Source organism: Mycobacterium adipatum (assembly GCF_001644575.1).
In the GTDB taxonomy this organism is placed as follows: Bacteria; Actinomycetota; Actinomycetes; order Mycobacteriales; family Mycobacteriaceae; genus Mycobacterium; species Mycobacterium adipatum.
The window spans coordinates 5,332,436-5,358,362 of the sequence record NZ_CP015596.1 but is presented as its reverse complement, the minus strand read 5'-3'; the positions used below and the strand labels follow the sequence as shown (position 1 = coordinate 5,358,362).

Sequence of the window (25,927 nt, the reverse complement as noted above, 5' to 3'; positions counted from 1 at the left end):
TCACCCGGCGATGCGGATGAGCTTCTTATTGACGAACTCGTCGATGCCGAAGCGGCCCAGTTCGCGGCCGAAACCGGACCGCTTCACGCCGCCGAACGGCAGTTCCGCGCCCTCGGCGCCGACGGCGTTGACGAACACCATGCCCGCCTCGATCTTGTCGGCGACCCGCTTGGCCTGTTCGGGGTCGGTGGTGAAGACGTAGGAGCCCAGCCCGAACGGGGTGTCGTTGGCCAGTTCGATGGCGGCGTCCTCGTCGGCCGCCTTGTAGACGGTGGCCACCGGGCCGAACAGTTCCTCCTTGGCCGACGGCGCGTCCGGGGAGACACCGGTGAGCACCCCGGGCGGGAAGAACGCCCCGTTGCGCTCGCCGTCGGAGGTGAGGGTGGCACCGTCGGCGACCACCCGCTTGACCTGCTCCTCGAGGCGCTCGGCGGCGGCCACCGAGGACAGCGGGGCCAGCCCGTCGGCCTTGGCCAACACCTTCTTGGTGAACTTGTCGAGGAACTCGTCGTAGATGCCCTCGGCGACGATGATGCGCTTCGCCGCGTTGCACGCCTGGCCGGTGTTCTCGAACCGTCCGTCGACCGCGGCATCCACGGTGGCGTCCAGGTCATCGGAGGACAGCAGGATGAACGGGTCCGAACCGCCGAGTTCGAGGACCACCTTCTTCAGGTTGCGTCCGGCGATCTCGGCGACCGCGGCACCGGCACGTTCCGACCCGGTCAGCGATACGCCCTGGATCCGCGGGTCGGCGATGAGGTCGGCGATCTGCTCGTTGGTCGCGTAGATGTTGACGTAGGCGCCCGCGGGATAGCCGGCGTCGGTGAAGATCTGCTCCAGCGCGGCGGCGGACTCCGGGCATTGCGGGGCGTGCTTGAGCACGATGGTGTTGCCGAGCACCAGGTTCGGGCCGGCGAAACGGGCCACCTGGTAGTAGGGGTAGTTCCACGGCATGATGCCCAGCAGCACCCCGACCGCGCTGCGCCGGATCAGCGCGCTGCCTTCCCCGTCGAGCAGGTCGATGGGCTCGTCGGCGAGGAACTTCTCGGCGTTGTCGGCGTAGAACTCGTAGATCGAGGCGCTGAACTCCACCTCGCCGACCGACTGGTCCAGCGGCTTGCCCATCTCGCGCTGGATGATCGCCGCCAGCTCGTCCTTGCGCTCGTTGTGCAGCGCGGCCACCTTGCGGATCAGCTCGGCACGTTGAGCGACCGTGGTGGACTTGGACCACTCCTTGAAGGCCGTCGACGCCGCCGATACCGCCGCCTCGATCTGGTCATCGGTCGCGGTGGGGTATTCCTTCACCACGTTGCCGGTCGCCGGATCAACTACCGCGTACAGACTCATCGAATTCGCTCCTTAACCACGGACAATGGGTGTCAGTGTCGAACCTACGCGGTTCCGCGCGCGCTGCCTCGTTTTGGCCGATCGGGCCGCGGCAGGCTATCCTTTCCGGGTTCCACCAAAGACCGTCGGTCACCGAGCAATCGGTTGAAGGTCCCGGGTTCACCCGGGCGGCCCACGCAGGAGGACGAGGTAGAAGCATTCTTGCGCGCCCCGACCTGTCTGTGTCGGGGCGTTCGTGTTTTCTCCGAGACTTTTTGCCGCCCATGCGGGGCCCGGGTGGTTGGTGGACGTCCCAACCATTACGAGGAGGCAAGCATGGCCAAGGCTGAAAAGGCCACCGCGGTCGCCGACATCGCCGAGAAGTTCAAGGAGGCGACGGCCACCGTCGTCACCGAGTACCGCGGCCTGAAGGTGTCCAACCTTGCCGAGCTGCGCAGGTCGCTGGGTGACGGTGTGACCTACACCGTCGCCAAGAACACCCTGGTGAAGCGTGCAGCGGCCGAGGCCGGCGTGGAGGGTCTCGACGACCTGTTCACCGGTCCGACCGCCATCGCGTTCATCAGCGGTGAGCCCGTCGACGCCGCCAAGGCGATCAAGAAGTTCGCCAAGGACAACAAGGCGTTGGTCGTCAAGGGCGGCTACATGGACGGCCGCGCGCTGTCCGTGGGCGAAGTCGAGCGCATCGCCGATCTGGAGTCGCGTGAGGTCCTGCTGTCCAAGCTGGCCGGCGCGATGAAGGCGAAGCAGTCCCAGGCCGCCGCGCTGTTCGTGGCGCCCGCGTCGCAGATCGCCCGCCTGGCTGCAGCTCTGCAAGAGAAGAAGGCCGGCGAAGACAACGCCGCCTGATACCGAACCACCACCACCCATAAGAGATAAGGAATCACCATGGCAAAGCTGTCCACCGACGAACTGCTCGACGCGTTCAAGGAAATGACCCTGCTCGAGCTCTCTGAGTTCGTGAAGCAGTTCGAGGAGACCTTCGACGTCACCGCCGCCGCTCCGGTCGCCGTTGCCGCCGGCCCCGCCGCCGGTGGCGCGCCCGCCGAGGCCGCCGAGGAGCAGAGCGAATTCGACGTCATCCTCGAGGGTGCCGGCGACAAGAAGATCGGCGTCATCAAGGTCGTCCGCGAGATCGTTTCCGGCCTGGGCCTCAAGGAGGCCAAGGACCTCGTCGACAGCGCCCCCAAGCCGCTGCTGGAGAAGGTCAACAAGGAAGCCGCCGACGACGCCAAGGCCAAGCTCGAGGCCGCCGGCGCATCGGTCACCGTCAAGTAGTTCGCACACACTGTGGGCCGGGTCGAATTCGACCCGGCCCACAGCTGTCTGTGGAGGCGCTCAGTGTGCGGTTCGTCGTTGCTGAAAAACTGTGTAGGTTACAGTGACTCAAGCCACAGGCGGGTGCAGCAGGTGGCGCGGCGGTGCTGTGAGCGGAAGGAAGCTGTATGGGCGTCCAAATCGACGTGACTGGACTGAGCAAATCGTTCGGTGCATCGAAGATCTGGGAAGACGTCACGCTGACGGTTCCCGAGGGTGAAGTCAGCGTGTTGCTGGGCCCGTCGGGTACTGGTAAGTCGGTGTTCCTGAAGTCGCTGATCGGCCTGCTGCGCCCGGAGCGCGGCTCGATCGTCATCGACGGCACCAACATCCTGGAGTGCTCGGCCAAGGAGCTCTACGAGATCCGCACCCTGTTCGGTGTGCTGTTCCAGGACGGTGCGCTGTTCGGCTCGATGAACATCTACGACAACACGGCCTTCCCGCTGCGTGAGCACACCAAGAAGTCCGAGTCCGAGATCCGCAACATCGTGATGGAAAAGCTCGAGCTCGTCGGTATGCCCAACGACGGGCACAAGTTCCCCGGTGAGATCTCCGGCGGTATGCGCAAGCGCGCCGGCCTGGCCCGCGCGCTGGTGCTGGACCCGAAGATCATCCTGTGCGACGAGCCGGACTCCGGTCTGGATCCGGTGCGTACCGCGTATCTGTCCCAGCTGTTGATCGATATCAACGCCCAGATCGACGCGACCGTGCTGATCGTGACGCACAACATCAACATCGCCCGCACGGTGCCCGACAACATCGGCATGTTGTTCCGCAAGAAGCTGGTCATGTTCGGCCCGCGTGAGGTGTTGCTGACTTCCGAGGAGCCGGTGGTCAAGCAGTTCCTCAACGGTCGTCGTATCGGGCCGATCGGTATGTCGGAGGAGAAGGACGAGGCCACCGCCGCGGCCGAGCAGGCCATGATGGACGCCGGTCAGCACGACGGTGGCGTCGAGGAGATCGAGGGTGTGCCGCCGCAGCTGATGGCCACTCCCGGTATGCCCGAGCGCAAGGCCGTGGGGCGTCGTCAGGCCCGGGTGCGCGAGATCCTGCACACCCTGCCGCCGGCCGCCCAGGAGGCCATCCGCGACGACCTGGAGGGCACCCACAAGTACGCGGCGCACGAGCCCGGCCACGTCGCGCGCCCGCACCACGAGGACGACACCCCGACCACGTCGATCCCCGTCGCCAAGGAGTAACACCGCTCACCCACAGAAAACCGCCCGCGCTTGCGCCCGGGCGGTTTTTTGCTGTCGGCATCGCCCGCCGATGGCCCCCGCGTGGGGTTCGTGGACGGAAAATCCACAGCCGACACGGCCTTATCTCTTGACGGAAGCAGGCAAACGGGCCAGTCTGTTCCTCAGCAATGTAGGAGAGGTTGAACACCATCGAGTCGCCAGCCAGCGCCCCGGTTCCCCCTCCACTTGCGGTGGTTGAGGATTGCGCCGTCTTGGGCTAGTATCGGACGTTGCGCTGGCTGCATCCTGCCCACCCTTCACTGCACCTGACATCGTGACCTAGCCTGAGCCCTGCTCAGCGAGCTAGACGCGTGCCGTGGTTCGTCGAAGATTCGGGCTTGAGAGCCAGCCGAACCGATGCAGATATAGCTGGAAGGGTGCATCTTGGCAGTCTCGAGCCAGAGCAAGTCAGATTCCACTAATAGCTCCGTACCTGGGGCGCCGAACCGAATTTCCTTCGCCAAGCTCCGTGAGCCTCTCGAGGTTCCGGGGCTCCTTGACGTTCAGACCGACTCGTTCGAGTGGCTGGTCGGCTCGGACCGGTGGCGTGCAAAGGCGATCGACCGCGGCGACGTGAACCCGGTCGGCGGCCTGGAAGAGGTACTTGCCGAACTGTCCCCGATCGAGGACTTCTCCGGCTCGATGTCGCTGAGCTTCTCCGATCCGCGCTTCGACGAGGTCAAGGCGCCGGTGGACGAGTGCAAAGACAAGGACATGACGTACGCGGCCCCGCTGTTCGTCACGGCCGAGTTCATCAACAACAACACCGGTGAGATCAAGAGCCAGACGGTCTTCATGGGTGACTTCCCGATGATGACCGAGAAGGGCACCTTCATCATCAACGGCACCGAGCGTGTCGTGGTGAGCCAGCTGGTCCGTTCGCCGGGCGTGTACTTCGACTCGTCCATCGACAAGGCCACCGAGAAGGACCTGCACAGCGTCAAGGTCATCCCGGGCCGCGGCGCGTGGCTGGAGTTCGACGTCGACAAGCGCGACACCGTCGGTGTGCGCATCGACCGTAAGCGCCGCCAGCCGGTCACCGTGCTGCTGAAGGCCCTCGGCTGGACCAACGAGCAGATCACCGAGCGCTTCGGCTTCTCCGAGATCATGATGGGCACGCTGGAGAAGGACAACACCGCTGGCACCGATGAGGCGCTGCTGGACATCTACCGGAAGCTGCGCCCGGGCGAGCCGCCGACCAAGGAGTCCGCGCAGACCCTGCTGGAGAACCTGTTCTTCAAGGAGAAGCGCTACGACCTGGCCCGCGTCGGCCGCTACAAGGTGAACAAGAAGCTGGGCCTCAACGCCGGCCAGCCGATCACCAACTCGACGCTGACCGAAGAGGACGTCGTCGCGACCATCGAGTACTTGGTGCGCCTGCACGAGGGCCAGACGGTCATGACCGCCCCCGGTGGTGTCGAGGTCCCGGTCGAGGTCGACGACATCGACCACTTCGGTAACCGTCGTCTGCGCACCGTCGGTGAGCTGATCCAGAACCAGATCCGGGTCGGCCTGTCCCGCATGGAGCGTGTCGTGCGTGAGCGCATGACCACCCAGGACGTCGAGGCGATCACCCCGCAGACCCTGATCAACATCCGTCCCGTCGTGGCGGCGATCAAGGAGTTCTTCGGGACCAGCCAGCTGTCGCAGTTCATGGACCAGAACAACCCGCTGTCGGGTCTGACCCACAAGCGCCGCCTGTCGGCGTTGGGCCCCGGCGGTCTGTCCCGTGAGCGCGCCGGCCTGGAGGTCCGCGACGTGCACTCCAGCCACTACGGCCGGATGTGCCCGATCGAGACCCCGGAAGGCCCGAACATCGGCCTGATCGGTTCGCTGTCGGTGTACGCGCGGGTGAACCCGTTCGGCTTCATCGAGACGCCGTACCGCAAGGTCGTCGATGGTGCCGTCACCGACCAGATCGACTACCTGACCGCCGACGAGGAGGACCGCCACATCGTGGCGCAGGCCAACTCGCCGCTGGACGGTTCCGGCCGGTTCACCGAGGAAAAGATCCTGGTCCGTCGTAAGGGTGGCGAGGTCGAATTCGTCTCGGCCACCGACGTGGACTACATGGACGTCTCGCCGCGCCAGATGGTGTCGGTCGCGACGGCGATGATCCCGTTCCTCGAGCACGACGACGCCAACCGTGCCCTGATGGGTGCCAACATGCAGCGCCAGGCGGTTCCGCTGGTGCGTAGCGAGGCCCCGCTGGTCGGCACCGGTATGGAGCTGCGCGCCGCGATCGACGCCGGTGACGTGGTCGTCGCCGACAAGACCGGTGTGATCGAAGAGGTCTCGGCCGACTACATCACCGTGATGGCCGACGACGGCTCCCGCCAGACCTACCGGATGCGCAAGTTCGCCCGCTCCAACCACGGCACGTGCGCCAACCAGCGCCCGATCGTGGACACCGGACAGCGGGTCGAGGCCGGCCAGGTGCTCGCCGACGGTCCGTGCACCGAGAACGGTGAGATGGCGCTGGGCAAGAACCTGCTCGTCGCCGTCATGCCGTGGGAGGGCCACAACTACGAAGACGCGATCATCCTCTCCAACCGACTGGTCGAAGAGGACGTGCTCACCTCGATTCACATCGAGGAGCACGAGATCGACGCCCGCGACACCAAGCTGGGCGCCGAGGAGATCACCCGGGACATCCCGAACGTCTCCGATGAGGTGCTGGCCGATCTCGACGAGCGCGGCATCATCCGCATCGGCGCCGAGGTCCGCGACGGCGACATCCTGGTCGGCAAGGTCACCCCGAAGGGCGAGACCGAGCTGACCCCGGAAGAGCGTCTGCTGCGTGCCATCTTCGGCGAGAAGGCCCGCGAGGTCCGCGACACGTCGCTCAAGGTGCCCCACGGTGAGTCCGGCAAGGTCATCGGCATCCGCGTGTTCAGTCGCGAGGACGACGACGAGCTGCCCGCCGGCGTCAACGAACTGGTCCGCGTCTACGTGGCCCAGAAGCGCAAGATCTCCGACGGTGACAAGCTCGCCGGCCGCCACGGCAACAAGGGCGTCATCGGCAAGATCCTGCCCGTCGAGGACATGCCGTTCATGCCCGACGGCACCCCGGTGGACATCATCCTGAACACCCACGGTGTGCCGCGTCGTATGAATATCGGCCAGATCCTGGAAACCCACCTCGGATGGGTCGCCAAGGCCGGCTGGAACATCGAAGGCTCACCCGAATGGGCGGCCAAGCTGCCCGAGGGCATGCTGTCCGCCCCGGCCGATTCCATCGTGGCCACCCCGGTGTTCGACGGTGCCCAGGAAGGGGAGTTGGAGGGCCTGCTCGGCTCGACGCTGCCCAACCGCGACGGCGACGTCATGGTCAACGCGCAGGGTAAGGCCGAGCTGTTCGACGGTCGGTCCGGCGAGCCGTTCCCGTACCCGGTGACGGTCGGCTACATGTACATCCTGAAGCTGCACCACCTGGTGGACGACAAGATCCACGCCCGCTCGACCGGTCCGTACTCGATGATCACCCAGCAGCCGCTCGGTGGTAAGGCGCAGTTCGGTGGTCAGCGGTTCGGCGAGATGGAGTGCTGGGCCATGCAGGCCTACGGCGCGGCCTACACGCTGCAGGAGCTGCTCACCATCAAGTCCGACGACACGGTGGGTCGCGTCAAGGTGTACGAGGCGATCGTCAAGGGCGAGAACATCCCCGAACCCGGTATCCCGGAGTCGTTCAAGGTGCTTCTCAAGGAGCTGCAGTCGCTCTGCCTGAACGTCGAGGTGCTGTCTTCGGACGGCGCGGCAATCGAAATGCGAGACGGCGACGACGAGGACCTGGAGCGCGCAGCTGCCAACCTCGGAATCAACCTGTCGCGCAACGAATCTGCCTCTGTCGAAGATCTGGCCTAATTAGTATTTCTAGTCCCGAAAGGGGAAAGGGAGTTACGTGCTAGACGTCAACTTCTTCGATGAACTCCGCATCGGTCTCGCGACCGCGGACGACATCCGCAACTGGTCCTACGGCGAGGTCAAGAAGCCGGAGACCATCAACTACCGCACGCTCAAGCCAGAGAAGGACGGCCTGTTCTGCGAGAAGATCTTCGGACCGACTCGCGACTGGGAGTGCTACTGCGGCAAGTACAAGCGCGTCCGCTTCAAGGGCATCATCTGTGAGCGCTGCGGCGTCGAGGTGACCCGCGCCAAGGTGCGCCGTGAGCGGATGGGCCATATCGAGCTGGCCGCACCCGTCACGCACATCTGGTACTTCAAGGGTGTGCCGAGCCGGTTGGGCTACCTGCTGGACCTGGCCCCGAAGGATCTGGAAAAGATCATCTACTTCGCGGCCTACGTGATCACCTCGGTCGACACCGAGATGCGCCACAACGAGCTGTCCACCCTCGAAGCCGAGATGGTCGTCGAGAAGAAGGCCGTCGAGGATCAGCGCGACGCCGACCTGGAGGCCCGGGCCCAGAAGCTCGAAGCCGACCTGGCCGAGCTGGAGCGCGACGGTGCCAAGTCCGACGTGCGCCGCAAGGTGCGCGACGGCGGCGAGCGCGAGATGCGTCAGCTGCGCGACCGCGCCGGCCGTGAGCTGGAGCGTCTCGACGAGATCTGGACCACCTTCACCAAGCTGGCCCCCAAGCAGCTCATCGTGGACGAGGTGCTCTACCGCGAGCTCATCGACCGCTACGGCGAGTACTTCGAGGGCGCCATGGGCGCCGAGTCGATCAAGAAGCTCATCGAGACCTTCGACATCGACGCCGAGGCCGAGAGCCTGCGCGACACCATCAAGAACGGCAAGGGCCAGAAGAAGCTTCGCGCGCTGAAGCGGCTGAAGGTCGTCGCGGCGTTCCAGATGAACCGCAACTCGCCGATGGGCATGGTGCTCGACGCCGTTCCGGTGATCCCGCCGGAGCTGCGCCCGATGGTGCAGCTCGACGGTGGCCGCTTCGCCACCTCGGACCTCAACGACCTGTACCGCCGCGTCATCAACCGCAACAACCGGCTCAAGCGTCTGATCGATCTGGGTGCGCCCGAGATCATCGTCAACAACGAGAAGCGCATGCTTCAGGAGTCGGTGGACGCGCTGTTCGACAACGGCCGTCGTGGCCGGCCGGTGACCGGTCCGGGCAACCGTCCGCTCAAGTCGCTGTCCGATCTGCTCAAGGGCAAGCAGGGCCGGTTCCGTCAGAACCTGCTCGGTAAGCGCGTCGACTACTCGGGCCGTTCGGTCATCGTGGTCGGCCCGCAGCTCAAGCTGCACCAGTGCGGTCTGCCCAAGCTGATGGCTCTGGAGCTGTTCAAGCCGTTCGTGATGAAGCGTCTGGTCGACCTGAACCACGCGCAGAACATCAAGAGCGCCAAGCGCATGGTGGAACGTCAGCGTCCCCAGGTGTGGGATGTCCTCGAAGAGGTCATCGCCGAGCACCCGGTGCTGCTGAACCGGGCACCCACGCTGCACCGCCTCGGTATCCAGGCCTTCGAGCCGCAGCTGGTGGAGGGCAAGGCCATCCAGCTGCACCCGCTGGTGTGTGAGGCGTTCAACGCCGACTTCGACGGTGACCAGATGGCCGTGCACCTTCCGCTGTCCGCGGAGGCGCAGGCCGAGGCCCGCATCCTGATGCTGTCGTCGAACAACATCCTGTCTCCCGCGTCGGGCCGTCCGCTGGCCATGCCGCGTCTGGACATGGTGACCGGTCTGTACTTCCTGACCACCGAGATCTCCGGTGACACCGGCGAGTACACCCCGGCGGCCAAGGACACCCCGGAGACCGGCGTGTACAGCTCGCCGGCCGAGGCCATCATGGCGATGGACCGCGGTGTGCTGTCGGTGCGCGCGAAGATCAAGGTGCGGCTGACCAACCAGCGTCCGCCGGCCGATATCGAGGCGCAGCTGTTCCCCGAGGGCTGGAACTTCGGTGACGCCTGGATCGCCGACACCACGCTGGGCCGCGTGCTCTTCAACGAGCTGCTGCCCAAGGGCTACCCGTTCGTCAACGCGCAGATGTTCAAGAAGGCGCAGGCCGCGATCATCAACGATTTGGCCGAGCGGTACCCGATGATCGTCGTCGCGCAGACCGTCGACAAGCTCAAGGACGCCGGCTTCCACTGGGCCACCCGCTCGGGTGTCACGGTCTCGATGGCCGACGTGCTCGTTCCGCCGCAGAAGGCGGACATCCTGGAGCGCTACGAGGGCGAAGCCGACTCGATCGAGAAGCAGTACCAGCGCGGCAAGCTCAACCACGACGAGCGCAACGGCGAGCTGGTGAAGATCTGGCAGCAGGCCACCGAAGAGGTCGGCAAGGCGCTGGAGGAGTACTACCCCGAGGACAACCCGATCATCACGATCGTGAAGTCCGGCGCCACGGGCAACCTGACCCAGACCCGCACGCTCGCGGGTATGAAGGGTCTGGTCACCAACCCGAAGGGTGAGTACATCCCGCGTCCGATCAAGTCCTCGTTCCGCGAGGGCCTGACCGTGCTGGAGTACTTCATCAACACCCACGGTGCCCGTAAGGGTCTGGCCGACACCGCGCTGCGTACCGCCGACTCGGGTTACCTGACCCGCCGTCTGGTGGACGTCAGCCAGGACGTCATCGTGCGTGAGACCGACTGTGAGACCGAACGCGGTATCAACGTCACCCTCGCCGAGAAGCAGGATGACGGCAGCCTGGTCCGCGATCAGCACATCGAGACCTCGGCGTACGCCCGCACGCTGGCCACCGACGCGGTGGACGCGAACGGCAACGTCGTCGTCGCGCGTGGACATGACCTGGGCGACCCGGCCATCGACGCGCTGCTGGCCGCCGGCATCACCGAGGTGAAGGTCCGCTCCGTGCTGACCTGCACCACCGGTACCGGCGTCTGCGCCATGTGCTACGGCCGCTCGATGGCCACCGGCAAGCTCGTCGACATCGGCGAGGCCGTCGGTATCGTCGCGGCGCAGTCCATCGGTGAGCCCGGTACGCAGCTGACCATGCGTACCTTCCACCAGGGTGGTGTCACCGGTGGCGCCGACATCGTCGGTGGTCTGCCGCGTGTGCAGGAACTGTTCGAGGCCCGCGTGCCGAAGAACCGTGCCCCGATCGCCGATGTCACCGGCCGGGTGCAGCTGGAGGAGACCGACAAGTTCTACAAGATCACCATCGTCCCCGACGATGGTGGCGAGGAAGTCGTCTACGACAAGCTGACCCGTCGCCAGCGCCTGAAGGTGTTCAAGCACGACGATGGTTCCGAGCGTCTGCTCTCCGACGGTGACCACGTCGAGGTCGGCCAGCAGCTCATGGAAGGTGCTGCCGATCCGCACGAGGTGCTGCGTGTCCAGGGCCCCCGCGAGGTGCAGATCCACCTCGTCAAGGAGGTCCAGGAGGTCTACCGGGCGCAGGGCGTGTCGATCCACGACAAGCACATCGAGGTCATCGTGCGGCAGATGCTGCGCCGCGTGACGATCATCGATTCCGGCGCCACGGAGTTCCTGCCCGGATCGCTGACCGAGCGCAGCGAGTTCGAGTCGGAGAACCGTCGGGTCGTCGCCGAGGGCAACGAGCCCGCGGCCGGCCGTCCGGTGCTGATGGGTATCACGAAGGCATCGCTGGCCACCGATTCGTGGCTGTCGGCGGCGTCGTTCCAGGAGACCACCCGCGTGCTGACCGATGCGGCGATCAACTGCCGCAGCGACAAGCTGCAGGGTCTGAAGGAGAACGTGATCATCGGCAAGCTGATCCCGGCCGGTACCGGTATCAACCGCTACCGCAACATCCAGGTGCAGCCGACCGAAGAGGCCCGCGCTGCGGCGTACACGATCCCGTCCTACGAGGATCAGTACTACAGCCCGGACTTCGGCCAGAGCACCGGTGCTGCGGTGCCGCTGGACGACTACGGATACAGCGACTACCGCTAGTTCACGGAAAAGCCCCCGCTTTCGAGCGGGGGCTTTTTCGTGTCAGCGCAACGCTTTTCGGCCGGTAGTGGCCATCAGCAGTTCCAGTGCGGTGTCGCGGATCTCGGGGCCCTCCCCGCATACGAGGTCCAGGTCGGTGGCGACCAGTCGGACGTCAGCGACGAGTTCTGCGGCCCCGCCGAACCGCGTCGAGGTGCGAATCTGGTAGCGCAGCGAGCGTTCGACGGCCTCGCGCGGGTAGTGACGGGTGATGCCGAGCGGACGGCGGATGTCCTCCCCGTGCACGACCTCTTCGACGATGCGGGAGTCGCGCGGGGCCGGCGGCGTCGTGGTGCGGGTGGCCGCAGCCTTGAGGCGGTGCAGTGTCTGGGCGGGGGTCGCGCCCCGCGCGCGGGCGATGCCGCGGTCGTTCTGCCGGTCGAAATCGAAACCGGCGCTGATCATGTCGCGGACGAAGCCGAGCCGGGTGGACTCGGCGACATCGACCAGGTGCGCCACGACATCGTGCACGGTCCACCGCGCGCACCCCGACGGCCGATCCCACCGATCCTCGGGCAGGCCTTCGAGGTCGGCGATCAGCGCCGCGCGCTCGGCGTGCACCAGCGGCCAGACGTCGTTGCTCATGTGTGGTTGGACCCGCGTCGGGCCCAGATGTCATCGGCTACCAGGTTTCAGTCAATGTGGGCCGGACGTCGACGTGGCTGAATCCAGGTAGGGGCTCGGCCCGGATCGTCTACCTGTGTGCAGCCGAGTCGGGGCCGTGGCGGTCTTGGCTGAACCCACGCACCTATGCACCTATCCGCCGGTCGCCTGGCCGCCGCGACTCCCGGAGCGGGAGCACGCGGCGGCCGGAGTCCGATCAGCGTGCCGTGTCTGCCTGACGACGCTGCTTGCGCATTTCGCGTTGGTACTTCACCAGCGCGACCAAGGCCTTGGGGTTGCGCGCCAAGGCGACGGCGGCCTGCCCGCCCATCTTGACCTTCTGACCGAACGTCGGGTTGTCCTGGGGTTCCACTGCTCGCCTCTCAACGATCTTGATTGTCCGCTCTGCACCATAGCCGGGCTGTCACCCGGCGCGCCTAGACTGGCCGGGTGCTCATCGGATCGCATGTCAACCCCGAAGACCCGATCTCCGCGGCCGCCGCAGAAGGCGCCGACGCGGTCCAGTTCTTCCTCGGGAACCCGCAGAGCTGGAAGAAACCCCAGCCGCGTGAGGACGCCGAGGCGCTCAAGGCCGCCAGCGTGCCGCTGTACGTGCACGCGCCGTACCTGATCAACGTCGCCTCCGCGAACAACCGGGTGCGCATCCCGTCGCGCAAGATCCTGCAAGACACCTGCGACGCGGCCGCCGATATCGGTGCCACCGCCGTGATCGTGCACGGCGGACACGCCGACGACAACGACATGGAGGCCGGTTTCGAGCGCTGGGTGAAGGCGCTGGACCACCTGCAGACCGATGTGCCGGTCTACCTGGAGAACACCGCCGGCGGTGACCACGCGATGGCGCGGCATTTCGACACCATCGCCCGACTGTGGGACCACATCGGGCACAAGGGAATCGGCTTCTGCCTGGACACCTGCCACGCCTGGGCGGCAGGTGAGGCGTTGATCGACGCCGTCGACCGAATCAAGTCCATCACCGGCCGCATCGACCTGGTGCACTGCAACGACTCCCGCGACGCCGCGGGCTCCGGCGCGGACCGGCACGCCAACTTCGGCACCGGGCAGATCGACCCCGACCTGCTGGTCGCGGTGGTCAAGGCCGCCGGCGCCCCGGTGATCTGCGAGACCTCGGAAGAGGGCCGCAAGGACGACATCGCCTTCCTGCGCGACAACCTCTGAGGCCACACCGTGACGTCGGCAAACGGCAGGTGACCGGACGGTGAACTAGGCTCACCTCTCGTGGCGACGATTGACGAGGAACAGTCGATCGTCGCGGGTGCGGTCACGGCGCCCGGTCCTCGCACCCAGCGCCTGCGGTATCTGCGCTACGCCGCCGTCACCATCTGGGCGGCCGTCGTGCTGTGGCGCACGATCACCGACGGATTCGCCTTCAACCGGGAACTGGTGTTGCTCTACATCAGCACCGGACTCATCGCGGCCAGTATCGGCCAGGGCCGGCGGATGTTCTATGTGATCCGTGACTGGCTGCCGTTCGCGGTGCTGCTCATCGCCTACGACCTCAGCAGGGGCGCGGCCGACCTGGTCGGGCGCCCCACGCTGTGGCACTGGCAGGCCGAAGCCGACCGGTGGCTGTTCGCCGGCACCATGCCGACGGTCTGGCTGCAGGAACGTCTGAAACTGCCGCAGCCGCCGTGGTGGGAAGTCGGCATCAGCACCGTCTACATGTCGTTCTTCATCCTGCCGTACGTCATCGCCGGAGTGCTCTGGCTGCGTGACCGCGAGGAATGGAAGCGGTTCGTCAAGCTGTTCGTCGGGCTCAACGTCGCCGGCCTGGTGATCTATGCGCTGGTGCCCGCCGCGCCGCCCTGGGCGGCGGCGCGCTGCACCCCCGAGGACGTCGCCGGCGGACCGTCGGGCCCGCGGTGCATGTTCAAGTCCGCCCGCGGTGTCCCCGACGGTGGCGTGCTCGGCGGGATGGAAAGCGTGCGGGACGGCGCCAACGACTGGATCGAGCGCATCGTCACACGGGGCTGGGGCAACCTGAACCTGCACACCGCGACCGCCCTGCTGGACCAGGGCCAGGCCAGCGTCAACCTGGTGGCGGCGATCCCGTCGCTGCACGCGGGGATGTCGGCTGCACTGGCCGCGTTCCTGTGGACCCGGCTCAACCGCGGCTGGCGCCCGGTGCTGGTGGCCTACCCGCTGGTCATGGCCTTCACGCTGGTGTACACCGCCGAGCACTATGTCGTCGACATCCTGCTGGGCTGGGCGCTGGCCGCCGCGGTGATCTACGCCGGGCACGCCTACGAGCGGCGCAAGGCCGCCAGGACTTAGCCCGCCGCTCAGGTCAGGTAGATCTTGCGCAGCGTCTCGGTGACGGTCCAGGTGGTCTCGGCGCCGGCGGCCAGCCGTCCGATATCGCCGGGGCGCAGCTGCAGCGCCGGCGTGCCGTCGGCGAACTCGACGGTGGCGGCCCCGGCGAGCACGACGAACACCTCGTCGGCCTCGACATCGGTCATGGTGCCGACCGACATCTCCCACACGCCGACCTCCAGGCCGCCGACGTGGGTGAGCGTCGAGGCGGCCGTGCTCGGATCACCCGCCACGGACTGTTCGGCGCGCACCGGTTCGTGGGTGAGTGCCAGTGCGGCGGCGCGGATGACAGTGTTGGGCTGCACCGCACGAGTATGCCCTGTGTTACGTATCTTGTGCAGCTGTCGAGAAAATGTAACAGTGGGGTATGGCCACCCATGTCGTCACCAATCAGGTTCCCCCGCTGCTCGACCACAATCCGGCCGCCTCACCGGTGCTCATGGAGGCGCTGGTGCGCGAGGGTGGCGGTTGGGGCGCCGACGAGGTCACCGAACTCGGTGCCCTGAGCGGGTCGGAACGGGCGCAGCGTTGGGGTGAACTCGCCGACCGGCACCGTCCGGTGCTGCACACCCACGATCGCTACGGACACCGCATCGACGAGGTCGAATTCGACCCGGCCTACCACGAGCTGATGAACGTCGCCGTCACGCACGGTCTGCACGGCGCCCCGTGGGCCGATGACCGCACCGGTTCCCACGTGGTCCGCGCCGCCAAGACCTCGGTGTGGACACCCGAACCGGGGCACATCTGCCCGATCTCCATGACCTACGCCGTCGTACCCGCGCTGCGGTGCAACCCCGAACTGGCGGCGGTCTACGAACCGCTGCTCACCAGCCGGGTGTACGACCCCGTGCTCGCGGTGCCCGCGACCAAGGCCGGCCTCACCGCCGGCATGTCGATGACCGAGAAACAGGGCGGCTCCGATGTCCGGGCGGGCACCACCGAGGCGGTGCCCAACGCCGACGGGAGCTACACCCTGACCGGGCACAAGTGGTTCACCTCGGCGCCGATGTGCGATGTGTTCCTGGTCCTCGCGCAGGCGCCGGGAGGGTTGAGCTGCTTCTTCCTGCCGCGGGTGCTGCCCGACGGCACCCGCAACCAGATGCTGCTGCAGCGCCTCAAGGACAAGCTCGGCAACCACGCCAACGCCTCCAGCGAGGTCGAATATTCTCGCGCGACGGCCTGGTTGGTGGGCGAGGAGGGCCGCGGCGTGAAGACCATCATCGAGATGGTCAACCTCACCCGGCTGGACTGCACGCTGGGCAGCGCCACCAGCATGCGCACCGGGCTGAGCCGCGCCGTGCACCATGCGCAGCACCGAAAGGCGTTCGGCGCGTACCTGATCGACCAGCCGCTGATGCGCAATGTGCTGGCCGACCTCGCCGTCGAGGCGGAGGCCGCGACTATGCTGGCCATGCGGATGGCCGGGGCGACCGATCGCGCGGTGCGCGGTGACGAACGTGAGTCGCTGCTGCGCCGGATCGGCCTCGCCGCGGCCAAGTACTGGGTGTGCAAACGGGCGACACCGCACGCCGCGGAGGCGATGGAGTGCCTCGGCGGCAACGGTTATGTCGAGGACTCCGGCATGCCGCGGCTCTACCGGGAGGCGCCGCTGATGGGCATCTGGGAGGGATCCGGCAACGTCAGCGCCCTGGACACGTTGCGCGCCATGGCAACCCGCCCGGAGTGCATCGAGGTGCTCTTCGACGAACTTGGTCAGGCCCAGGACCCGCGGCTGGCTGCGCACGTCGCCGCGCTGAAGACCTCACTGGGCAGCCTCGGTGATATCGAGTACCGCGGACGGCAGGTCGCCGAGGACATCTCGTTGGCACTGCAGGGCGCGCTGCTGGTGCGCCACGGCCATCCCGCGGTCGCCGAGGCGTTCCTGGCCAGCCGGCTCGGCGGGCAGTGGGGTGGCGCGTTCGGCACCCTGCCGACCGGCCTGGACCTGGCGCCGATCATCGAGCGCGCCTTGGTGAAGGGATGACATCCCGGCGCGAGCAGACACAAATGGCCGCCAAATGGCCCCATATAGCGGCCATTTGCGTCTGCTCGCGGCAGGAGGGGAGCCCGTGGACACGCTGAACACCATGACTTACGAGGTGACCGGCCGCATCGCGCGGATCACCTTCAACCGCCCAGACAAGGGCAACGCCATCATCGCCGACACCCCGGTCGAGTTGGCCGAGCTGGTGGAGCGCGCCGACCTCGACCCGAGCGTGCATGTCATCCTAGTTTCCGGTGCCGGAGAGGGCTTCTGCGCGGGCTTCGACCTGGGGGCCTACGCCGACGGGAGCTCCTCGGCGGGATCGGATCGCCGCGGCACCGTGCTCGACGGCCGCACCCAGGCGGTCAACCACCGGCCCGATCAGCCGTGGGATCCGATGATCGACTATCAGATGATGAGCCGGTTCGTGCGCGGCTTCTCCAGCCTGATGCACTGCGACAAGCCGACCGTGGTGAAGATCCACGGCTACTGCATCGCCGGTGGCACCGATATCGCGCTGCATGCCGACCAGGTCATCACCGCCTCCGACGCCAAGATCGGTTACCCGCCGATGCGGGTCTGGGGTGTCCCGGCGGCCGGGCTGTGGGCACACCGGCTGGGTGATCAGCGCGCGAAAAGACTTCTGCTGACCGGGGATTGCCTGACCGGAGCGCAGGCCGCGGAGTGGGGGCTGGCCGTGGAGGCGCCCGAACCGCAGGATCTCGACGAGCGCACTGAGCGTCTGGTGGCGCGGATCGCCGCCATGCCGGTGAACCAGCTCATCATGGCCAAGCTGGCCTGCAACACCGCGCTGCTGCAGCAGGGCGTGGCCACCAGTCGGATGGTGAGCACGGTGTTCGACGGTATCGCGCGGCACACCCCGGAAGGTCACGCGTTCGTCGCCGACGCGGTCGAGCACGGCTTCCGGGAGGCCGTCCGGCACCGCGACGAGCCACTGGGTGACCATGGCCGCCGCGCCTCCGGAGTCTGACCGGTGCGTCTGACGGCCCGTTCGGTGGTGTTGAGCGTCCTGCTCGGCGCGCACCCGGCCTGGGCCTCGGCGGCCGAACTCGTGCTGTTGACAGCGGATTTCGGTATCCGTGAGTCCACGCTTCGGGTGGCGTTGACCCGCATGGTGAGCGCCGGGGATCTGGTGCGCTCGGCGGACGGTTACCGGCTCTCGGAGCGACTGCTGGCCCGGCAGCGCCGCCAGGACAGTGCGATCGAACCGCGGGAGCAACCCTGGGACGGGACGTGGACCACGCTGCTGATCACCAGCGTGGGCGCCGATGCCCGCACCCGCGCCGAGCTGCGGAACACCTTGCTGCAGAGCAGGTTCGGTGAGCTGCGCGAAGGGGCGTGGCTGCGCCCGGACAATCTCGGGGCGGACCTGCCCGACGAGGTCCTGGCCAAGGTGCGGGTGCTGCGCAGCCGCGACACCGATCCCGCCGGGCTGGTTGCCCAGCTGTGGGACCTGCCGGCCTGGGCTCGTGCCGGCGAGCGGTTGCTCGCCGAGATGGCCGAGGCCACCGATGTACCCGGACGTTTCGTGGTGGCCGCCGCCATCGTGCGCCATCTGCTGACCGATCCGGTGCTGCCGGCCGAACTGCTCCCGGCGGGTTGGCCCGGTGAACGGCTCCGGCTGGCCTACCGGGATTTCGCCGCCGAACTGGTCGCGCGGCGCGACAACGAAGCGGAGGCAGTGTGAGCGAAGGCGGCGTGCGGGTCGAACGAAACGGCCCGGTGACCACGGTGATCATGAACCGGCCGACGGCCCGCAACGCGGTGAACGGCCCGGCCGCCGCGCAGCTGTATGCGGCCTTCGACGAGTTCGAGCACGATGACAGCGCATCGGTCGCGGTGCTGTGCGGGGACAATGGAACCTTCTGCGCCGGAGCCGATCTCAAGGCCATGGGGACCGCCGACAGCAACCAGACCCACCGCAGCGGCCCGGCGCCGATGGGACCGACCCGGATGGTGCTGTCCAAACCGGTGATCGCCGCGGTCAGCGGTTACGCGGTGGCCGGCGGCCTGGAACTGGCGCTGTGGTGTGACCTGCGGGTCGTCGAGGAAGACGCCGAGTTCGGGGTGTTCTGCAGGCGCTGGGGTGTGCCGCTGATCGACGGCGGCACGGTGCGCCTGCCGCGCCTGATCGGGCACAGTCGCGCGATGGACCTGATCCTGACCGGCCGGGCCGTCGGCGCGCAGGAGGCCCTTCAGATCGGGCTGGCCAATCGGCTGGTGCCCAAGGGCCAGGCCCGCGCGGCCGCCGAGGAGTTGGCCGCCCAGTTGGCCGCGCTACCGCAACTGTGCCTGCGTGCCGACCGGCTTTCCGCACTGCATCAGTGGGGTGAAACCGAGCAGGACGCAATGGATTTCGAGTTCGGCAGCCTGGCCAAGGTGTCCACGGAGTTGCTGGCCGGCGCGAAACGCTTCGTCGACGGCGCCGGCCGGCACGGGGCCGACAGCTAGCCCTTGTCGACCTTGTTACCGCTGCCGAGGTCCTCGACCTTCGGGTCGCCGCCCTTGTAGACCACGGTGTTGTCGATACCGACCACGCTGATCTCGGTCTCGACACGCTCCAGCGTCACCTTGTTGTCGGCGCCGCCGATGTTGACGCTGGAGCAGGTGCCCTTGATGGTCAGCGTGTTGTTGGATCCACCGACGTTGAGCGCCTTGCCCTGCGCGCAGTCGATATCGGCGGTGGTCCCGAACGACCCATAGTTGATCGTGTTGCCGATCTCGACCTGAGCGCCCGAGGTACCCGCGGTGACCGTCGGGGCGTCGGAATCCCCACTCGCGCCGCATCCGGTGAGCGCGAGCGCCATCGCGGCGACGGTTCCTGCGATAAGAGTGCGCATGATTCCTCGATTCGTAGCCGGTCAGTTCCCAGACTAGGTGAGCGGAACGTTGATGATGGGGCGTCGCTCCGCGGCGCCGGGGCCGTCGAAATGCCACCATTCGCCGGAATACACGCTCAGCCCGCCGGCCGCCATGGCCTCGCGCAGCACCGCCCGGTTGTGTTGGGCGGCCGCGCTGACCCCGTCGGTGGCGTAGGCGTTGGCGGTCGCGGTGAAATCGTCGAAACCGGTACCCATCTCGGAGAGCGCTGTCGCCCCGGCGGTGGTGACATCCACCGATCGGCCCGACTCGTGGCTCTTCGAGTACGGCCCCGGCTGCGCCACCCAGGCCGGGTTGGACACCACCTGGAACATCGCCACCTGCACGTCGTGGGGGCGGTAGCAGTCCCAGAACACCAGTCGCAGCCCCCGGGTCCGCAGTTGGGCGGCCGCGGTGGCCAGCCCGTCGGCCAGTGATTCATGGATCAGGCACCGTGCGGCGGGCGGGTACAGCGGCGTCCCGACGAAGTTGTTCGCGGTGGCATAACGCAGGTCGATCACGGCATCGGGCACCGCGGAGCGGACGTCGATGAACCCGACCGCCCGGGCCGCCGCCGAGACCGGGGGGATCAACGGCTCACCGCCGGCCACCGTCATCGCACCGGGATTCATTGCCGCGACACCCATTCCACCCAGCAGCACGAACAGTGCGAGGATCCGACGCACAGGGTCAGGCCGGGGCCCAGTTGATGCGGTTGGTCATGCCGAGTTCCCGGCCGCGGTCGATCACCGCGGGGGCACCGTTGTGGTAGATCACCGTCTGGTCATAGCCGTACACGGTGACGTCGTTGATGATGTTGTCGGCGATGACGATGTTCGACGACCCCTGCAGGGTCACCGCCCAGCAGGTGCCCTTGGCGTTGATGGTGTTGCTGGTCCCGTTCACCAGCAGCGTGGCGTTGTTGCAGTCGATCGTCTGCACGACGCCCTGACCGGTGATGTGGGTGTCGCCGTTCTTGGCCTGCGCCGAGGGCGCGGCCAGACTCGCCAGCAGCAGCGGGGTGACCAACGCGCCCGCCGCGATGGACCGGCTCCGACTATGCACACTCAGGGTCGCCATGGGTCAACAGACTACGGTGCCCGACCCGCCCGCGGCGCCGCTTGCCGGGTTTGCCGTCCGGTCGCAGACGGCGTTGTCGCTGGGTAGCGTGTGCACCGATGCGTGCGCGTGGCTTCCGGACCACTCTCCGGCCTCTTGCCGTGGCAGCCACCGTGATGGCCGCCGCGGGTTGCGTGCAGCAGGTCGGCGGCATCGCGCAGCCGGTGCGCGCGGCCGGCGCCGATGGATATGCCGATGCCGAACGCGGCTACGGCTACAACGACAACCGCTGCGGACTGCTGACCGATGACTCGGTGCAGTCCATCCTGGCCGCCGACGACGTCGTGCGCCCGTACAGCGGCGCGGTCTGCCAGTACGTGCTGCCCCGCGGCGAGGCCATGATCGACGCGACCTTCGCGTGGTTCGACAGCGGGGACCTGGGCCGCGAGCGCGCGCTCGCGCTGGACCGTGGCGCCGAGGTCAGCGATACCGTCATCGAGCGCAGGACCGCCTTCCTGGCCCGCCGGGACATCACCGGCTCGGCGTGCGCGGCCACCGCCGCCGCCGGTGGCGGCGTGCTCAGCTGGTGGGTCCAGGTGCGCGGCGACGGGGATAAATCCGGTGACCCCGGCGTGGACGCCTGCCTGGACGCCCAGAAACTGCTGTCGGCGACGTTGCGATCGGACCTGTGACGTGCGCCGGTCGATGATGATCACCGCGTGTGCCGCGGTCGTGGCGATGGCGCCGGCACTGACCGGCTGCGGCAGCGGCGAGACCGATCATGCGGCCCCGGCGGCCGGACGTCAGGAGCCCAGCGGCGGATTCCGCGGTGGTGACTGTCACGGCATCACCGACGCCGATATCGCGCGGGTGACCGGTCCCGCGCTGTTCACCAAGGTGCTCGTCAACGACACCGGCTGCTTCTGGCAGGAGAGTTCCGCGATCGGCACCTTCGGGGCCGGGATGGGCATATCGACCTGGTGGTACCGGGGCAGCGATATGGCGGTCGAGCGTGACCTGGAGAAGCAGGCCGGCCGCACCCTCAGCGAGCTCTCGATGGTCGGCAACGAGGGCTTCAAGGCCTATGACGCGAATGCCTGCAGCATCTATGTGGCGAAGGGGAACGACGTCATCACCTGGTCGATCCAGACGATGAATCCCGCCACGCTGCCCCCGCTGTGTGCGATCGCCGACGAACTGGCCAAACTCAGCCAGGACCGGGTGAACTAGAGTCATTAGTCAACCCGGCTTCGGGGGATCACGACGGACCGGAGGGCGGGCGAATGGCAGCGCGGGCGACCAAACTGAGCCGCGACGCAATCGTGAACGCCGCGTTGGCCTTCCTGGACCGCGAGGGCTGGGATGCGCTGACCATCAACGCGCTGGCCACCCAGCTGGGCACCAAGGGCCCGTCGCTGTACAACCATGTGCAAAGCCTCGAAGACATGCGCCGAACAGTGCGGATGCGGGTCATCCAGGACATCATCGGCATGCTGCACGCGGTGGGGGAGGGCCGGACCCGCGACGATGCGGTGGTCACCATGGCCAGCGCCTACCGCAGCTACGCCCACCACCATCCGGGCCGCTACTCCGCGTTCACCCGGATGCCGTTGGGCGGTGACGATCCGGAATACACCGCCGCCGCGCGGGAGGCCGCCGGCCCGGTGCTGGCTGCCCTGGCGTCCTACGGACTGGACGGCGATAACGCGTTCTATGCGGCCCTGGAGTTCTGGTCCGCCCTGCACGGGTTCGTATTGCTGGAAATGACCGGGGTGATGGACGACGTCGATACCGATGCGGTGTTCACCGACATGGTGCTGAGGTTGGCCGCCGGCATGGAGCGTCGTTAGCACCGTCTGTACCCTGTCGGTAGGCGCTTGTGCGGAGCTGTGGCGTCTGACCTGCGATAAGGCCCTCACGGACGGGTTTGGTTCGGCACGCCCACCCCTGGTATCGTGGAGCCTCGTGCCTGGCTGTCAGGGGCGCATGCGGCTGCGAAAAGTTGGCCGTGTGGCTGCAGGCTGGGCGAATTCGTGTGTCTTCGTGTCCTCGAACGCATCGGAAGTTTCGGTGCCGGACGCGTGCGACACGCCCGGTCGCGGGGTAGGCGATCAGGCGAAAACTGCAGTACAGAGACCTAAAAGCTTGACTGAGTAACACCGAGCCACCACCAGAAGTAGAAGTAGCAACACAGAAAGCCGGTACATGCCAACCATCAACCAGCTGGTCCGCAAGGGTCGCCGCGACAAGGTCGCGAAGGTCAAGACCGCGGCCCTCAAGGGCAGCCCGCAGCGCCGCGGCGTGTGCACTCGCGTGTACACCACCACCCCGAAGAAGCCGAACTCGGCGCTTCGGAAGGTCGCCCGCGTGAAGCTGACCACCGGGGTTGAGGTCACCGCCTACATCCCGGGCGAAGGCCACAACCTGCAGGAGCACTCGATGGTGCTGGTGCGCGGCGGTCGTGTGAAGGACCTTCCGGGTGTGCGCTACAAGATCATCCGCGGCTCGCTGGACACCCAGGGTGTCAAGAACCGCAAGCAGGCACGCAGCCGTTACGGCGCGAAGAAGGAGAAGAGCTAATGCCTCGCAAGGGTCCCGCGCCGAAGCGCCCGTTGGTCAACGATCCGGTCTACGGGTCGCAGCTGGTCACCCAGCTGGTCAACAAGGTGCTGCTGGACGGCAAGAAGTCGCTGGCCGAGCGCATCGTCTACGGGGCGCTGGAGCAGGCCCGTGACAAGACCGGCACCGATCCCGTCGTGACGCTCAAGCGTGCGCTGGACAACGTCAAGCCCGCCCTCGAGGTGCGCAGCCGCCGTGTCGGTGGCGCCACCTACCAGGTGCCCGTGGAGGTCCGTCCGGACCGCTCGACCACGCTGGCCCTGCGCTGGCTGGTCAGCTTCTCCAAGGCGCGCCGCGAAAAGACCATGGTCGAGCGCCTCGCCAACGAGATCCTCGATGCCAGCAATGGTCTCGGTGCCGCTGTGAAGCGTCGCGAAGACACGCACAAGATGGCCGAAGCTAACCGGGCCTTCGCGCACTACCGCTGGTGATGAATGCCCTTCGGGGCGGCACACCGGACAGCAACCAAGCAAGCGAAAGAGTGGGAATTTAGCCGTGGCACAGGACGTGCTGACCGACCTCACGAAGGTCCGCAACATCGGCATCATGGCGCACATCGACGCCGGTAAGACGACGACGACCGAGCGCATCCTCTTCTACACCGGTATCAGCTACAAGATCGGTGAGGTGCACGACGGCGCCGCCACGATGGACTGGATGGAGCAGGAGCAGGAGCGGGGTATCACCATCACCTCCGCCGCCACCACCTGTTTCTGGAACGACAACCAGATCAACATCATCGACACCCCCGGCCACGTCGACTTCACCGTCGAGGTGGAGCGTTCGCTGCGCGTGCTCGACGGTGCCGTCGCCGTCTTCGACGGCAAGGAAGGTGTCGAGCCGCAGTCCGAGCAGGTCTGGCGTCAGGCCGACAAGTACGACGTCCCGCGCATCTGCTTCGTCAACAAGATGGACAAGCTGGGCGCGGACTTCTACTTCTCGGTGCAGACCATGAAGGATCGCCTGGGCGCCAACGTCATCCCGATCCAGCTGCCGATCGGCTCCGAAGGTGACTTCGAGGGCGTCGTCGACCTGGTCGAGATGAAGGCCAAGGTGTGGAGCGGCGAGACCAAGCTCGGCGAGAAGTACGAGACCGTCGACATCCCGGCCGATCTGCAGGAGAAGGCCGAGGAGTACCGCACCGCCATGATCGAGGCCGTCGCCGAGACCGACGACGAGCTCATGGAGAAGTACCTGGGCGGCGAAGAGCTGACGGTCGACGAGATCAAGGCCGGTCTGCGCAAGCTGACCATCACCTCGGCGGCCTACCCGGTGCTGTGCGGTTCGGCGTTCAAGAACAAGGGCGTGCAGCCCATGCTCGACGCCGTCATCGACTACCTGCCCAACCCGCTGGACGTCCCGGCCGCCGAAGGACATGTCCCGAACAAGGAAGACGAGATCATCTCTCGTAAGCCTTCCGCGGACGAGCCGTTCTCCGGGCTGGCCTTCAAGGTCGCCACCCACCCGTTCTTCGGCAAGCTGACCTACGTCCGGGTGTACTCGGGCAAGGTCGACTCCGGTGCCCAGGTCATCAACTCGACCAAGGGCAAGAAGGAGCGCCTGGGCAAGCTGTTCCAGATGCACTCCAACAAGGAGAACCCGGTGGACACGGCCAGTGCCGGCCACATCTACGCGGTCATCGGCCTCAAGGACACCACCACCGGTGACACCCTGAGCGATCCGAACAACCAGATCGTGCTGGAGTCGATGACCTTCCCGGATCCGGTCATCGAGGTCGCCATCGAGCCCAAGACCAAGAGTGACCAGGAGAAGCTGGGCACGGCCATCCAGAAGCTGGCCGAAGAGGACCCGACCTTCAAGGTGCACCTGGATCAGGACACCGGCCAGACCGTCATCGGCGGCATGGGCGAGCTGCACCTGGACATCCTGGTCGACCGCATGCGTCGCGAGTTCAAGGTCGAGGCCAACGTCGGCAAGCCGCAGGTGGCCTACCGCGAGACCATTCGCCGCGCCGCGAACAACGTCGAGTTCACCCACAAGAAGCAGACGGGTGGCTCCGGCCAGTTCGCCAAGGTCATCATCAACCTGGAGCCGTTCGTCGGCGAGGACGGTGCGACCTACGAGTTCGAGAACAAGGTCACCGGTGGCCGTATCCCGCGCGAGTACATCCCGTCGGTGGATGCCGGTGCGCAGGACGCCATGCAGTACGGCGTGCTCGCCGGCTACCCGCTGGTGAACGTCAAGGTCACGCTGCTCGACGGCGCCTACCATGACGTCGACTCGTCGGAAATGGCCTTCAAGGTGGCCGGTTCGCAGGTCATGAAGAAGGCGGCGCAGCAGGCGCAGCCGGTGATCCTGGAACCGATCATGGCCGTCGAGGTCACCACGCCCGAGGATTACATGGGCGATGTGATCGGCGACCTGAACTCCCGCCGTGGTCAGATCCAGGCCATGGAGGAGCGCAGCGGTGCGCGCGTCGTCAAGGCGCAGGTTCCGCTGTCGGAGATGTTCGGCTACGTCGGCGACCTTCGGTCGAAGACCCAGGGCCGGGCTAACTACTCCATGGTGTTCGACTCGTACGCCGAAGTTCCGGCGAACGTGTCGAAGGAGATCATCGCGAAGGCGACCGGGCAGTAGTCCGGTACTTTGCAGACCGCATAACTGAACACA

Annotated in this window: 24 protein-coding genes; 17 read left to right on the top strand and 7 right to left on the bottom strand. The window is 66.8% G+C overall.

Features of this window, described 5'->3' with window-relative positions; genetic code table 11:
* On the bottom strand, window positions 1–1,347 hold the full coding sequence (locus A7U43_RS25515; protein ID WP_068000558.1) for an NAD-dependent succinate-semialdehyde dehydrogenase: 1,347 nt from the start codon (window positions 1,345–1,347) through the stop codon (window positions 1–3).
* Window positions 1,348–1,662: 315 nt separating this feature from the next.
* Between A7U43_RS25515 and rplJ the strand changes: the two genes are divergently transcribed.
* From rplJ to A7U43_RS25490, 5 genes are all read left to right on the top strand, one after another.
* Window positions 1,663–2,193 carry a 50S ribosomal protein L10 gene (gene rplJ, locus A7U43_RS25510; protein ID WP_068000555.1) on the top strand — a complete coding sequence of 177 codons (531 nt, stop codon included), beginning with the start codon at window positions 1,663–1,665 and terminating at the stop codon, window positions 2,191–2,193.
* Window positions 2,194–2,232: 39 nt separating this feature from the next.
* On the top strand, window positions 2,233–2,622 hold the full coding sequence (gene rplL / locus A7U43_RS25505; protein WP_068000552.1) for a 50S ribosomal protein L7/L12: 390 nt from the start codon (window positions 2,233–2,235) through the stop codon (window positions 2,620–2,622).
* A gap of 167 nt (window positions 2,623–2,789) precedes the next feature.
* A complete protein-coding gene (locus tag A7U43_RS25500) occupies window positions 2,790–3,860 on the top strand; it encodes an ABC transporter ATP-binding protein (RefSeq protein WP_068000549.1) in 1,071 nt (356 codons plus the stop codon).
* A 408-nt stretch (window positions 3,861–4,268) separates the two neighbouring features.
* Window positions 4,269–7,763, top strand: coding sequence for a DNA-directed RNA polymerase subunit beta (rpoB, locus tag A7U43_RS25495; protein WP_156526026.1), 3,495 nt, complete (start codon window positions 4,269–4,271; stop codon window positions 7,761–7,763).
* 37 nt (window positions 7,764–7,800) lie between these two features.
* Complete coding sequence (locus A7U43_RS25490) at window positions 7,801–11,754, top strand: DNA-directed RNA polymerase subunit beta' (protein WP_068000543.1); 3,954 nt, start codon at window positions 7,801–7,803, stop codon at window positions 11,752–11,754.
* 42 nt (window positions 11,755–11,796) lie between these two features.
* On the opposite strand, the gene A7U43_RS25485 is transcribed toward A7U43_RS25490, so the two are convergent.
* On the bottom strand, window positions 11,797–12,378 hold the full coding sequence (locus tag A7U43_RS25485; protein ID WP_068000542.1) for a maleylpyruvate isomerase family mycothiol-dependent enzyme: 582 nt from the start codon (window positions 12,376–12,378) through the stop codon (window positions 11,797–11,799).
* 235 nt (window positions 12,379–12,613) lie between these two features.
* Window positions 12,614–12,769: a hypothetical protein gene (locus A7U43_RS29885; protein ID WP_156526025.1), complete on the bottom strand. Its 156-nt coding sequence runs from the start codon at window positions 12,767–12,769 to the stop codon at window positions 12,614–12,616.
* A gap of 77 nt (window positions 12,770–12,846) precedes the next feature.
* On the opposite strand from A7U43_RS29885, the gene A7U43_RS25480 reads away from it, so the two are divergent.
* Window positions 12,847–13,596, top strand: a complete 750-nt coding sequence (locus tag A7U43_RS25480; RefSeq protein ID WP_068000539.1) for a deoxyribonuclease IV — start codon at window positions 12,847–12,849, stop codon at window positions 13,594–13,596.
* A 60-nt stretch (window positions 13,597–13,656) separates the two neighbouring features.
* Window positions 13,657–14,712 (top strand): phosphatase PAP2 family protein, encoded by a 1,056-nt coding sequence (locus tag A7U43_RS25475; RefSeq protein WP_068000536.1) that lies wholly within the window; start codon window positions 13,657–13,659, stop codon window positions 14,710–14,712.
* Window positions 14,713–14,720: 8 nt separating this feature from the next.
* On the opposite strand, the gene A7U43_RS25470 is transcribed toward A7U43_RS25475, so the two are convergent.
* A complete protein-coding gene (locus A7U43_RS25470; RefSeq protein ID WP_068000535.1) occupies window positions 14,721–15,056 on the bottom strand; it encodes a cupin domain-containing protein in 336 nt (111 codons plus the stop codon).
* A gap of 62 nt (window positions 15,057–15,118) precedes the next feature.
* On the opposite strand from A7U43_RS25470, the gene A7U43_RS25465 reads away from it, so the two are divergent.
* The 4 genes from A7U43_RS25465 to A7U43_RS25450 are packed head-to-tail and all read left to right on the top strand — an operon-like array spanning window position 15,119 to window position 19,210.
* A complete protein-coding gene (locus A7U43_RS25465; RefSeq protein ID WP_068000534.1) occupies window positions 15,119–16,738 on the top strand; it encodes an acyl-CoA dehydrogenase family protein in 1,620 nt (539 codons plus the stop codon).
* Between the two features lie 34 nt (window positions 16,739–16,772).
* Window positions 16,773–17,729, top strand: coding sequence for a crotonase/enoyl-CoA hydratase family protein (locus A7U43_RS25460; RefSeq protein WP_068000531.1), 957 nt, complete (start codon window positions 16,773–16,775; stop codon window positions 17,727–17,729).
* A 3-nt stretch (window positions 17,730–17,732) separates the two neighbouring features.
* The gene (locus A7U43_RS25455) at window positions 17,733–18,446 is read left to right on the top strand and encodes a PaaX family transcriptional regulator C-terminal domain-containing protein (RefSeq protein ID WP_068000527.1); all 714 of its coding nucleotides are present in this window, start codon (window positions 17,733–17,735) and stop codon (window positions 18,444–18,446) included.
* 50 nt (window positions 18,447–18,496) lie between these two features.
* Window positions 18,497–19,210, top strand: a complete 714-nt coding sequence (locus tag A7U43_RS25450) for a crotonase/enoyl-CoA hydratase family protein (protein WP_231963735.1) — start codon at window positions 18,497–18,499, stop codon at window positions 19,208–19,210.
* Here A7U43_RS25450 and A7U43_RS25445 read toward each other — a convergent pair.
* From A7U43_RS25445 to A7U43_RS25435, 3 genes are read right to left on the bottom strand one after another with little or no spacing between them, the layout of a single operon-like run.
* Complete coding sequence (locus A7U43_RS25445) at window positions 19,207–19,599, bottom strand: DUF3060 domain-containing protein (protein ID WP_068000524.1); 393 nt, start codon at window positions 19,597–19,599, stop codon at window positions 19,207–19,209. The two genes, A7U43_RS25450 and A7U43_RS25445, sit on opposite strands and share 4 nt — an antisense overlap.
* Window positions 19,600–19,632: 33 nt before the next feature.
* Window positions 19,633–20,265 (bottom strand): M15 family metallopeptidase, encoded by a 633-nt coding sequence (locus tag A7U43_RS25440; protein ID WP_068003768.1) that lies wholly within the window; start codon window positions 20,263–20,265, stop codon window positions 19,633–19,635.
* Window positions 20,266–20,308: 43 nt separating this feature from the next.
* Entirely contained in the window at window positions 20,309–20,689 is a 381-nt protein-coding gene (locus A7U43_RS25435; RefSeq protein WP_231963734.1) for a DUF3060 domain-containing protein, read from the bottom strand.
* 107 nt (window positions 20,690–20,796) lie between these two features.
* On the opposite strand from A7U43_RS25435, the gene A7U43_RS25430 reads away from it, so the two are divergent.
* The 6 genes from A7U43_RS25430 to fusA all read left to right on the top strand — a co-directional run bounded on the left by A7U43_RS25430 (window position 20,797) and on the right by fusA (window position 25,894).
* Complete coding sequence (locus A7U43_RS25430; protein WP_068000517.1) at window positions 20,797–21,369, top strand: DUF3558 family protein; 573 nt, start codon at window positions 20,797–20,799, stop codon at window positions 21,367–21,369.
* A 13-nt stretch (window positions 21,370–21,382) separates the two neighbouring features.
* Window positions 21,383–21,907 (top strand): DUF3558 domain-containing protein, encoded by a 525-nt coding sequence (locus A7U43_RS25425; protein WP_156526024.1) that lies wholly within the window; start codon window positions 21,383–21,385, stop codon window positions 21,905–21,907.
* A gap of 53 nt (window positions 21,908–21,960) precedes the next feature.
* On the top strand, window positions 21,961–22,527 hold the full coding sequence (locus tag A7U43_RS25420) for a TetR/AcrR family transcriptional regulator (protein ID WP_068000515.1): 567 nt from the start codon (window positions 21,961–21,963) through the stop codon (window positions 22,525–22,527).
* Between the two features lie 355 nt (window positions 22,528–22,882).
* Window positions 22,883–23,257, top strand: coding sequence for a 30S ribosomal protein S12 (rpsL, locus tag A7U43_RS25415; protein ID WP_057166991.1), 375 nt, complete (start codon window positions 22,883–22,885; stop codon window positions 23,255–23,257).
* On the top strand, window positions 23,257–23,727 hold the full coding sequence (gene rpsG, locus A7U43_RS25410) for a 30S ribosomal protein S7 (RefSeq protein ID WP_018601866.1): 471 nt from the start codon (window positions 23,257–23,259) through the stop codon (window positions 23,725–23,727). The genes rpsL and rpsG overlap by 1 nt, the downstream gene beginning before the upstream one ends.
* Before the next feature lie 115 nt (window positions 23,728–23,842).
* Window positions 23,843–25,894, top strand: coding sequence for an elongation factor G (fusA, locus tag A7U43_RS25405; RefSeq protein WP_231963733.1), 2,052 nt, complete (start codon window positions 23,843–23,845; stop codon window positions 25,892–25,894).
* Window positions 25,895–25,927: the final 33 nt, after the last annotated feature.

Coding starts and splice junctions, on each gene's coding strand:
- A7U43_RS25420 (WP_068000515.1), top strand. CDS start 21,961: ATGGCAGCGCGGGCGACCAAACTGAGCCGCGACGCAATCGTGAACGCC.
- A7U43_RS25445 (WP_068000524.1), bottom strand. CDS start 19,599: ATGCGCACTCTTATCGCAGGAACCGTCGCCGCGATGGCGCTCGCGCTC.
- A7U43_RS25460 (WP_068000531.1), top strand. CDS start 16,773: ATGGCCCCATATAGCGGCCATTTGCGTCTGCTCGCGGCAGGAGGGGAG.
- rplJ (WP_068000555.1), top strand. CDS start 1,663: ATGGCCAAGGCTGAAAAGGCCACCGCGGTCGCCGACATCGCCGAGAAG.
- rpsL (WP_057166991.1), top strand. CDS start 22,883: ATGCCAACCATCAACCAGCTGGTCCGCAAGGGTCGCCGCGACAAGGTC.
- A7U43_RS25485 (WP_068000542.1), bottom strand. CDS start 12,378: ATGAGCAACGACGTCTGGCCGCTGGTGCACGCCGAGCGCGCGGCGCTG.
- A7U43_RS25440 (WP_068003768.1), bottom strand. CDS start 20,265: ATGGGTGTCGCGGCAATGAATCCCGGTGCGATGACGGTGGCCGGCGGT.
- A7U43_RS25450 (WP_231963735.1), top strand. CDS start 18,497: ATGAACCGGCCGACGGCCCGCAACGCGGTGAACGGCCCGGCCGCCGCG.
- A7U43_RS25430 (WP_068000517.1), top strand. CDS start 20,797: ATGCGTGCGCGTGGCTTCCGGACCACTCTCCGGCCTCTTGCCGTGGCA.
- A7U43_RS25465 (WP_068000534.1), top strand. CDS start 15,119: ATGGCCACCCATGTCGTCACCAATCAGGTTCCCCCGCTGCTCGACCAC.
- A7U43_RS25515 (WP_068000558.1), bottom strand. CDS start 1,347: ATGAGTCTGTACGCGGTAGTTGATCCGGCGACCGGCAACGTGGTGAAG.
- A7U43_RS25425 (WP_156526024.1), top strand. CDS start 21,383: ATGATGATCACCGCGTGTGCCGCGGTCGTGGCGATGGCGCCGGCACTG.
- rpsG (WP_018601866.1), top strand. CDS start 23,257: ATGCCTCGCAAGGGTCCCGCGCCGAAGCGCCCGTTGGTCAACGATCCG.
- fusA (WP_231963733.1), top strand. CDS start 23,843: ATGGCGCACATCGACGCCGGTAAGACGACGACGACCGAGCGCATCCTC.
- A7U43_RS25500 (WP_068000549.1), top strand. CDS start 2,790: ATGGGCGTCCAAATCGACGTGACTGGACTGAGCAAATCGTTCGGTGCA.
- rplL (WP_068000552.1), top strand. CDS start 2,233: ATGGCAAAGCTGTCCACCGACGAACTGCTCGACGCGTTCAAGGAAATG.